We start from the raw sequence: 8,997 nt of genomic DNA, 5'->3' as shown, positions 1-8,997 counted from the left end.
GGCGGATTCGCAGTCATCGGCGTCACCATCTTTATCCAGCTTGTGATATTCCCCAATGATGGGCATGTTTGCAACGACGCGCTTGCGTCTGTCGGTAGCGCATACGCCAATGCGGCAATGGTAAAGCACCTCGATGGCCTCTCGGATCTCCGCGGGTGTCAGATGACGTTTGCGCGCAGCGAGCAGCTTGCGAATCTGGTAGATCGTGCAGACCACACCGGCCATTGGCGTCGACGCGTTCGTCTGCTCGGTGTAGAAGCCTTGTGCCTGTTGACACGCCTGGTAGCGCAAGGCGGACTCCACGAGCTGTTCGCGCTCGCTCGGATAGATGTCAATGCCGAGGTGCCCGTCCACCTTGACACGCGCGGCGCGAACCAGCAGGCGATACTCCCGGCCGGAGTACTCGAACACCCGTTCGTAGTCCGGCAGGTCGCCATGCTCGTTGCGCATCGCTGCCTGCTGGTTGCGCGGAATGCCGTACTTGGGCAGCGCATCCCAAAACGCGAGCGTATTGGACAGATTGCGCTGCTCGGCTTCGTCGCGGGAGATGAAGGTCTGGTAACCCTGCATCACTCTGCCTCGGAAATCCTCGGGCGCGGGCCTCGCCCATACGGCGTCTTCGCGCAGCTGGGAATCCTGCGCGTCCCAATCCAACTCGCCCTGCTCCGGCGGACTGCGCTTACGCATGGGCGTCCTCCTGCCCGTCGGGCGCCTCGATCCGCAACGCCACGGTCACGCGCAGCACCTCTAACACGGCCAGCAGCGTGCGCAGCTTCGGCAGCCGACTCCCCCGCTCGATCGCGGAAATCTGCGACTGCGCGATACCGACGCGCGCACCAAGCTGGCGCTGGCTGAGACCCCGAGCGCGGCGCAATCGCCGCAGTTCCGGGCCGAGCGCACGCAGCCTCGCTTCGGCACCGAGCCGTGTTGTATCGCCCAAGCGATACCATTTATCTCCTTCAGGGCTTATCGCCGACACGATCAGGGACTCTCCATCGACGCAGTTGTGGCGGGCAATTATCATGTCGCCCGGCCGCGCTCATGGGCGGCGCTGTGATAACCCATCCCCCCACCTAAATCCGAACACACAACAATGACGGGATTGATGCAGCACCGACTCGACGGCAGCCGATTGCGCTCCGCGCGCTTGGCGGCCGGGCTGTCCCAAGCTGAGCTTGGTAAGCGCGTGGGCGTCGTGCAGTCGCACATCTCCGGCATGGAGATCGGGGACCGCACACCGTCGATGGAGGCACTGCGCATGCTCGCCGGAGCGCTCGGGGTGTCCATCCATTGGCTCTGCGGCGAGGATGTCGCGCACGCTGGACTGCCGCCTCACCTGCGACCCGAGGCACTCTTCGAGGACGAGGGCGCGAGCGCGGGGCTGATCGCGCTGGCCGGGGATGCCAAGCTGATCTCGGTCCTGGAGATACAACCCGAGGAGTGGGGCATGCTGCGCTCGCTGGCGTGCCCCCGGCTGACCAAGGAGGGGTACTTGTCGGTGCTGCTCGCGATTCGCGGCCACACGTGACGGCACGCGCGAGCGAGCGAGCGAGCGAGCGAGCGAGCGAGCGACTATGACGCGACTATGACGTGTTTTCGGCAACCCCTGCGCAACGGCGCACATTTGTGGCGATTTGCGCGGGGCATCGCGCGCTAAGTCTCTGTTTTTGCTTACGCCACTATGTGCCGGTTGCGTTCGTAATGCGTAGGTCCGCGGTTCGAATCCGCGCACCGGCTCCACTCCCATCTCAAGTACCCCCTGACCCTCCCACTGGCCCCTGGCCCGCACGTGACATCGCGGCCATTGGCCGTCGCGCCCATCCTCGGCCAACCCGTCCAGTTCCGCGCGCCCGGTGTGGCGTCCTGCTCCAGCGCACGGACCGCGTCGCACCGCCTGGCGACTTGAAGCGCAGATGTCCAGCCTGCCCGCAGTGCGGCCCATAACGCCAGCCCCCGTCGCTTTGCCCGACGACACTCCCAGGGGGGCGGCGGCCGGCGTGTCGCCCTCCAGGGCGTCACGGCCAAAGATCGATCCAAGATCTGTCTCGGAATTTTCGCGTCGCAGCGTTAGAGAGATGCCGATGTGTCGGCGTTTCCCGTGCCGGGCACGACGGCCCTCATTTTCACCGGACTAAGGCGCTGAAAACAGCACCGCGCCGCGCTGCCCGCGACGGCACACGGCCATGAGTCCGCGTTGACCTCCGACAACAACGGCAAGATCCGACTCCCTCCGTATAACCCTGATGATGGCGAAAGTGATTCACTTGCAGCAGGCTGCTGCCCAAAGGCAGCACAGCACTGGGAAGTTCCCCATCCCAACTTTTGTCCGCAGCCTAACGAACACTACGACGCGCGGTCATAGGCATGTCTGCACGTTTGCGCCACCATTGTGACTAGAATACGGGCGACAGTGTGATCGAACATGAAGCAGCACGGAAACCGCCCGGTTTCTGAACAGGTTTCTGAACAGGTTCGAGCTCCGTGCCGATGCTTGTCGGAAGGGCCAATAATCGGCGTCCCCCTAAAGCAGCGAACGCAGAGGGCAGGTAATGAAACTATACAGGCTTGTCGGGTTATCAGGATTGCTCTTGCTTTCACTGGCCAACGCAACTTTCGCGGAGAACAAGGCAACCATAGCCGCAGACAAGTGTCTCCTGGATGCCAATGTCGCTCGCGCAAGTTGCACGCGCCCGGCCAAATACAAGGTGTCCACCAATAGACTCACTGGTGAGGTTAACGCAACCTGCGAATGCAAGGGCATCAGCAACGCAAGCGTTGCACCTGGCTCGACAATAAAGGTGCAACTCAACGAACAGTGCAAGGTATCAACAGGCAATGCCAATGTAAACTTGTCGGGCTATGCCAAGTTATCCGCAGACCGCCGTAACCTAGTCGTTAAGTGCACCGGATTCATACCCCTGAACTTCTAGCGAAGCGCCGATCACTCGCCGCTCCACCATGGCGCGCACACGTCAAGACTCGCATGCGGCACCAAATCCGTCGATGCATTCTCCTACCCGTCACGCCGGGTCTGCCCCCTCGGGCTGCTTGAGCGAAATCCCTCGCTCCAGCGGTCCGGTTGACGCGCCAGCCGCGCGCGACGGCCGCCTCTCCGTCTGTCACCGCATCCAGCCCGAGCCCGTAGACGATCGGACGGTGTTCCGGGACGGACTTCCGCATGGGGTGATGGGCTATTCCCCGTTGCGGCCCGCCGCCCCTCAGGGACATGCCAAGCGGCCCGGGCCGCGCCCGCCAACGCGGACGACGAGGACTCACGCCAATGCCGCATACTTCTCGCGAGGACCATCCGGCCCGCTGAGCTTCCCGGCATAGCACCCGGCGCTCCCTGCGCGCCGCGTTGCCGAGCCGCACACCCCGGACACGGCGGACGGAACGACCGCTTCCCCGCCGCCTCCGCCCGCACCCCGCCGTCCGGTCGGCAGCAAGTCGTCTATCAGCGATAGGCCCAGGTCTAAATACAGACAATTACTGCATCTATAGCAAGGGTACTTCCAATGCCCTAACACGGAGTTACCCCCTCTCTTCCATCCTACAGGAAGCCTATCACCTGACCCCAGACTCCTATGAGATCCTGACGCTACTGTCGCTGACTCGTGTATTGCACGCTACCCAGCGCCGACCGCCTTCGAACTGGAGTTGCGGCTGCGCACAGCTTGCGGGCATCGCCCCGTCGTCGCCACCGCACTTCCCCTGACCATACACCGACGCCCATGCTTCATCCTCGACTCGCCTGACCATGAGCCCCGGCCTGCATTACGCCAAGCCGCCCGTTCACTGACCCACTGATCCAAACGCGTGCCCCCTTTCTCCAGGACGAGGGACCGGTTCCGTGACCAATGCCACCAACCCCTTCGTGACGTGTCCCGAGACAGCGGTGACCTATGCCCTGTGGCGTACGCGGGCGTCACCTCCACTCCACAACGCCGTCTGGAATGGCGCGTTCGCGGTAGCGCATATCGGAGACCCGCACGGACTGTCCGCCGAGTGATGACAGCGTTTCACGCAAAGCAACGAGCGTCGAGCCTTCGCCTAGTCGCACAGGGGGTGCTACTAATGTTCGCCAGCGTGTGCTTGCATATCGCATCAGCGCAGGAAGTCATCGTCAATCCCGCGCTGGGCATTTCACAGCTTGATCTCGCCACCTTACGCGCGATTTTCGGCATGCATCTCTCTGAATGGCCAAACGGCACCAGGGTGACCGCATTTGTCATGGAGCCCGACTCCAAGCTACACGCACGATTCGCCAAGAACGTGCTGCGGGTATTTCCATACCAACTGGAGCAGGCATGGGACAGACTCGTGTTCTCTGGAACCGGCCAGGCTCCGCTGGTCGTGCACTCGCCGGAAGAGATGAGGCGCCGCGTTGCCGCGACCCCGGGCGGGATCGGCTATCTCCCGTCCGGCTACCCGGCCGACAGCGTAGTCCAGGTGGAGATATTCAAACAATGAAGCGCGCAACGTTCCTGGTGACCTTGGCATGCTTCGCGCCTCTGGCAGCGGGGGCGGGGCTGCCGCAGTCCCTGCAGATACACGGCTTCGCCGCCCTCAACCCAATATCCACCAGCGGCAACAACTACTTCGGCAAGACCGATGATACGGTCTCTCTGGAATTCTGGGAGCTCGGCCTCAATGCTTCCTGGCGGCCGCTTACAGACCTTCTCATTTCTGCACAAGTCGCCTCGCGCCGTGCTGGAGACGAGGACCAAGGCACGCCTCGGCTCGACTACGGCTTGGTTGGCTATTCCTTTGTCAATAATCAGACCCTGGAGGCAGGCTTGCGTGCCGGCCGGGTGCTGAATCCGCTCGGATTCTTCAATGAAACGCGTGATGTAGCGTTCACCCGTGACAGCATTCTCCTGCCACAGTCCATCTATGACGACCGCACGCGGGATTCCTCGTTTTCTTCCGACGGGGCGCAGCTCTTCGCGAACTATCGCAGCCCCGTGGGCGATTGGTATCTGCAGGTAAATGCCGGGACGCCCCGCACAGACGACAGCGCCCGAACCGAGCGCGCCATATTGGGCGCCGACCTGCCTGGCAGGTTCACCGGCGACACCTCGGTGCTGGGCCGATTGATCTACGAGCGCGATGGCGGACGCTGGCGAGTTGGCGTCTCCGCCGGTTCGGTGCGGCTCCACTATGATCCCAAGCTTCCAAAGGGCGTTCTCCGCCAGTCCTTTCCGGGTGAAACCGACTTTCGCCCCCTGATTTTCTCATTCCAATACAACGCAGAGAAGTTCTCGCTGACCAGCGAGTTCGGCACTCGCCAACTCAAGACACGGGGCTTCAATAGAGGCGAGACGAGCACAACCGGCGAGGCTTCCTATATTGAAGCGCTGTATCGCTTCACGCCGAAATGGGAGGGCTTTGTCCGCTATGACCGACTGTTTGTCGACCGGCAGGACAAAAGCGGGCAGCGCTTTGTCGCGGCAAACTATCCGTTTGTACGCCCGGCGTATTTCCGCTTTGCGAAGGATCTGACTGCTGGTATCGCTTGGCGCCCAAAGAAATGGATGCTGCTTCGCGCCGAGTTTCACTATGTCAATGGCACGGCGTGGCTGCCGCTTGCGGACACCCAGGATTTCGACGACATCCAGCAGTATTGGTCGATCTTCGCGCTTCAGTTCGCCGTACGCTTCTAAGCCATGGACCGCAACCGAGAGATATTGCATCAACTGTCGCGCAGCGCGCCGGGGGACCCCATGTTCAGCTTGAAGTGGAAGGCGCTCTTGGCGATGAGTGTCGTGCTTCTCTTGCTCGTTGCGGCATTTTCCGTGTCTATCGAAGCCACACTCGACGGACAGTTCGAACGGCAGCAGCGCTTGGTTGATCACGCGCGCATCGAGGCGCTCAATGGATTGGTCGAGAATGCCAAGGCGGCGTTGCTGCGTATGGCGAGCGTCTCGGATTCGGTGCAGGGCATGGCGACGGCGTTGAGCAGTCAAGACGCCGCGGCAATCAGCTCGGCGTTCAGCGTGCCATGGAGTGAGCTCGAGCTCGAGGCGGGACTGGTGGAGGCCGCATTCTTCTCCAATGACGACAGGCTCCTGGCGCGCTTTGGCACCCCTGACGAATCGGTCATTACAAAGCAACAGGTCCGCAGCTGGGTGAAGGAGGTGCAAAGGACGGAGCGGCCCGTGACGGATCTCCTCTGCGCCAGCGACTGCAGGCTGTATGCGGTTGCGCCGCTTCTTGTCGACGGCAGGCAAATCGGCGCTGTCATGTTCGCGTCGCCGCTAAGCGACGTCGTTTCTTCGTTTTATCAGGTGACCAACACGGATATCGCGCTGTTGCTGCGGGAGCGCGCCGACAAGGCCCGCACAGACCCGCTGCTGGTTCCACAGTGGCGCATGGCCGTGCCCATGATAACGAGTTCCCGTCTTCGCTATCCGCTCTTGTTGGACGCCGCGAGGGACTACACCCTCGAAGCATTGCAAACGGGCGCCGTGAAACAGTTCGGTCCTGCGCAATTTCGGATCATTGCAGTACCTGTTAGCCGGTTTGCTCCTGCGGGCAGCGCTCGTTGGCTGCTGATTGACGACGTTACCGAGGCGATGGCAGAGATTCGGGCCGTCATCAACAGGAACTGGATCTACGGGATCTGCGGCCTCGCAATTGCCGAGTGCGTGCTCGCGCTCCTGCTTTGGCGCCCGCTCTCGCGCCTGCGCGCCACCGCTGAAACGTTGCCACTGCTGGGGCAAAGCGCGTTTGAGCTCACGCGGTCGATCATCGGGACCCGGCGCGCGAGAGGGAGATCGCTGTTCGCGGATGAGAGCGATTTGCTCGACGACACGGCAACCTCATTATCCCACCGACTCGAGTTCCTCGAACAGACGGTGACTTCACGAACGGAGCGGCTGCGCTCACAGGCGCATCAGTTGCGCCAGGACCGAGACTTTATCCAGCGCCTGCTCGACACCGCGCAGGCGGTGATCCTGACGCAGGATCGGGACGGCCGCGTGCTCAGCCTGAATGCTTTCGGGTCGCAGTTGCTGCGTGTCCGGGCGGATGTACACGAAGTCGTATGGAACTTCGACGACGCGATGGGCGCGAAGGCAGGTAGGGAGACGATCCGGCGTGCCCTGAACGAGGTCGCGGACGGCACGCGCTCAACCTTCCAGCACGACGCGGCAATGCGGGTGTCGGATGGTGAGTGGCGGGATATCGCCTGGCGTCATTCGCGCTTGCATATTGGAAGCGAGCAACCCGCGATCCTGTCCGTTGGGCTCGACGTCAGCGAGCAGCGCAAGGCTGAGCGGGAGATCGCATGGCTGGCAGACCACGACCCGCTGACGAACTTGTTCAACCGGCGCCGATTCCAACGGGAGCTGGAGCGAACGCTGACGGAGGCCGCACAATACGACCACACCGGCAGTCTGCTGTATCTGGATCTCGACCAGTTCAAGTTCATCAATGACTCGGGCGGCCATGCCGTCGGTGACGCGTTGCTCAAGGCAGTGGCGCGGACGGTTCGCAAGGCGGTGCGCTCGACCGACATCGTCAGTCGGCTCGGCGGCGATGAGTTTGCGATTCTGCTGCCGCAGACGGATCAGGTTGGCGCCACCACGCTCGCCGAGAAGATCAGAACCGCACTGCGCGCGCTACACGTCGAGGTCGGCGGCCGTCCCCACCGCGTGACCACCAGCATCGGTGTCGCCTGTTATCCGGAGCACGGCATCGATGTGCACGATTTGCTGGCGATCGCTGATCTGGCGATGTATCAGGCAAAGGCCGGCGGGCGCGATCAGTGGCAGTTGTATTCGGCCGAGACCATGGGCCGGGACTTCATGCGCGGTGTACTGACGACGAAGACCATGATCGAGGAGGCGCTGGCGGAACACCGGTTCGAATTGCACTATCAGCCGATTATGGACCTACGCTCGGGCGCGGTGTCGCACGTGGAGGCGCTGCTGCGGCTGAGGCTTCCGAGCGGCGAACTGGTGCCCCCGGACGAATTCATCAGTGTTGCGGAGAGGACTGGCGCAATTCGCGAAATCGACAAGTCGGTGTTGCGGCTCGCTGCCGTGGAGATTGAACAGTTCGTTGACGCGGGCTTCGACCTGAAAGTCTCCGTCAATCAATCGGCGTACGCGTTTGGCGACCCCGGATTTTCCAGCGGACTGGCACAGATGATGACTGAGCACCCGTCCGTGTCTGGGCGCTTGATCTTGGAGATCACCGAGTCAGCCGCCGTTATGGATGTTACGGCGACCAATGAAATCTTTCGCACTGTGCAGGAGCTGGGTTGCCAGCTCGCGATCGACGACTTTGGCACCGGCTTCTCGTCACTGAAATATCTCAAGCAGTTGCGCGTGGACTATATCAAGATCGACGGTGTATTCGTCAGGGAACTCGTCGACAACCCGGACGATCAGGTATTGACGCTCGCGGTGGTGGAGCTTGCGCACATGTTCGACATGAAGACGATCGCGGAGCACGTGGGCAGGCAGGACGTTTGCGAGTGGCTCCGTACCCATGGCGTCGATCTGGCGCAGGGGTACTTGATCGGGCGGCCTTTGCCAAGAGCGGAGTTTGTCGAGCGCTTCTGCCAGGGAGTGAAGGCCGCTTCGGTCAGATAACCGCCAGATCAGCGTTCCAGGCGGAGATTGCGTCGGGGCCATCGGCGCTGGCGCGGGCTCCCTCCCACGCTATGATGACAGGCCCCGACCGACGGGGCACCCATCCATCGGCGTTTCCGGTGCGGCGCAGGAGGCGCCGCCGTTGTCGACGCCGCAAGGTGCTGAAGTGTAGGAATCCCGAAGCCGCCCATCTCTGAGCAGGTGCGAATTCCGCCCCGATGCAGGTTCGGATTCCGGCCCGACTCGGCGCAGGATGGCCGATGATGGGCGCGTGCTCAGCGGCGAAGCGGACGACTTGCCCCGTTTCCGGCCGCGAGTTTCCGGCGACATTGGCGTCGGGCGGGCGGCTCCGGCTCCCCCGCCGCTCCCCATCAAGCTACAATCGGGGCGTTTTGCA

General features: G+C 62.4%; 6 protein-coding genes. 4 read left to right on the top strand and 2 right to left on the bottom strand.

From position 1 onward, the window contains the following. Both LJE69_RS15780 and LJE69_RS15775 read right to left on the bottom strand, forming a co-directional pair. A partial coding sequence (locus LJE69_RS15780; protein WP_296926840.1) for a hypothetical protein occupies positions 1–687 on the bottom strand: 687 nt, incomplete at its 3' end. Further along, positions 680–1,024 carry a helix-turn-helix transcriptional regulator gene (locus tag LJE69_RS15775; protein ID WP_296926838.1) on the bottom strand — a complete coding sequence of 115 codons (345 nt, stop codon included), beginning with the start codon at positions 1,022–1,024 and terminating at the stop codon, positions 680–682. The genes LJE69_RS15780 and LJE69_RS15775, both read right to left, overlap by 8 nt. Positions 1,025–1,105: 81 nt before the next feature. On the opposite strand from LJE69_RS15775, the gene LJE69_RS15770 reads away from it, so the two are divergent. The 4 genes from LJE69_RS15770 to LJE69_RS15755 all read left to right on the top strand — a co-directional run bounded on the left by LJE69_RS15770 (position 1,106) and on the right by LJE69_RS15755 (position 8,600). Further along, positions 1,106–1,528 (top strand): helix-turn-helix transcriptional regulator, encoded by a 423-nt coding sequence (locus LJE69_RS15770; RefSeq protein ID WP_296926836.1) that lies wholly within the window; start codon positions 1,106–1,108, stop codon positions 1,526–1,528. Between the two features lie 2,546 nt (positions 1,529–4,074). Beyond that, a complete protein-coding gene (locus LJE69_RS15765) occupies positions 4,075–4,470 on the top strand; it encodes a hypothetical protein (protein WP_296926834.1) in 396 nt (131 codons plus the stop codon). Next, complete coding sequence (locus LJE69_RS15760) at positions 4,467–5,663, top strand: hypothetical protein (protein WP_296926832.1); 1,197 nt, start codon at positions 4,467–4,469, stop codon at positions 5,661–5,663. The genes LJE69_RS15765 and LJE69_RS15760 overlap by 4 nt, the downstream gene beginning before the upstream one ends. A gap of 3 nt (positions 5,664–5,666) precedes the next feature. Next, positions 5,667–8,600, top strand: a complete 2,934-nt coding sequence (locus tag LJE69_RS15755) for an EAL domain-containing protein (protein WP_296926829.1) — start codon at positions 5,667–5,669, stop codon at positions 8,598–8,600. Positions 8,601–8,997 lie beyond the last annotated feature (397 nt).

It is taken from the genome of Thiohalocapsa sp. (assembly GCF_022340605.1).
Taxonomy (GTDB): domain Bacteria; phylum Pseudomonadota; class Gammaproteobacteria; order Chromatiales; family Chromatiaceae; genus Thiohalocapsa.
This window is presented reverse-complemented; position numbering and strand designations above follow the sequence as displayed.

What these genes read in the sequence shown, in the direction of transcription:
- LJE69_RS15755 (WP_296926829.1), top strand. Translation starts at nt 5,667, where the DNA reads ATGGACCGCAACCGAGAGATATTGCATCAACTGTCGCGCAGCGCGCCG.
- LJE69_RS15760 (WP_296926832.1), top strand. Translation starts at nt 4,467, where the DNA reads ATGAAGCGCGCAACGTTCCTGGTGACCTTGGCATGCTTCGCGCCTCTG.
- LJE69_RS15765 (WP_296926834.1), top strand. Translation starts at nt 4,075, where the DNA reads ATGTTCGCCAGCGTGTGCTTGCATATCGCATCAGCGCAGGAAGTCATC.
- LJE69_RS15775 (WP_296926838.1), bottom strand. Translation starts at nt 1,024, where the DNA reads ATGATAATTGCCCGCCACAACTGCGTCGATGGAGAGTCCCTGATCGTG.
- LJE69_RS15770 (WP_296926836.1), top strand. Translation starts at nt 1,106, where the DNA reads ATGCAGCACCGACTCGACGGCAGCCGATTGCGCTCCGCGCGCTTGGCG.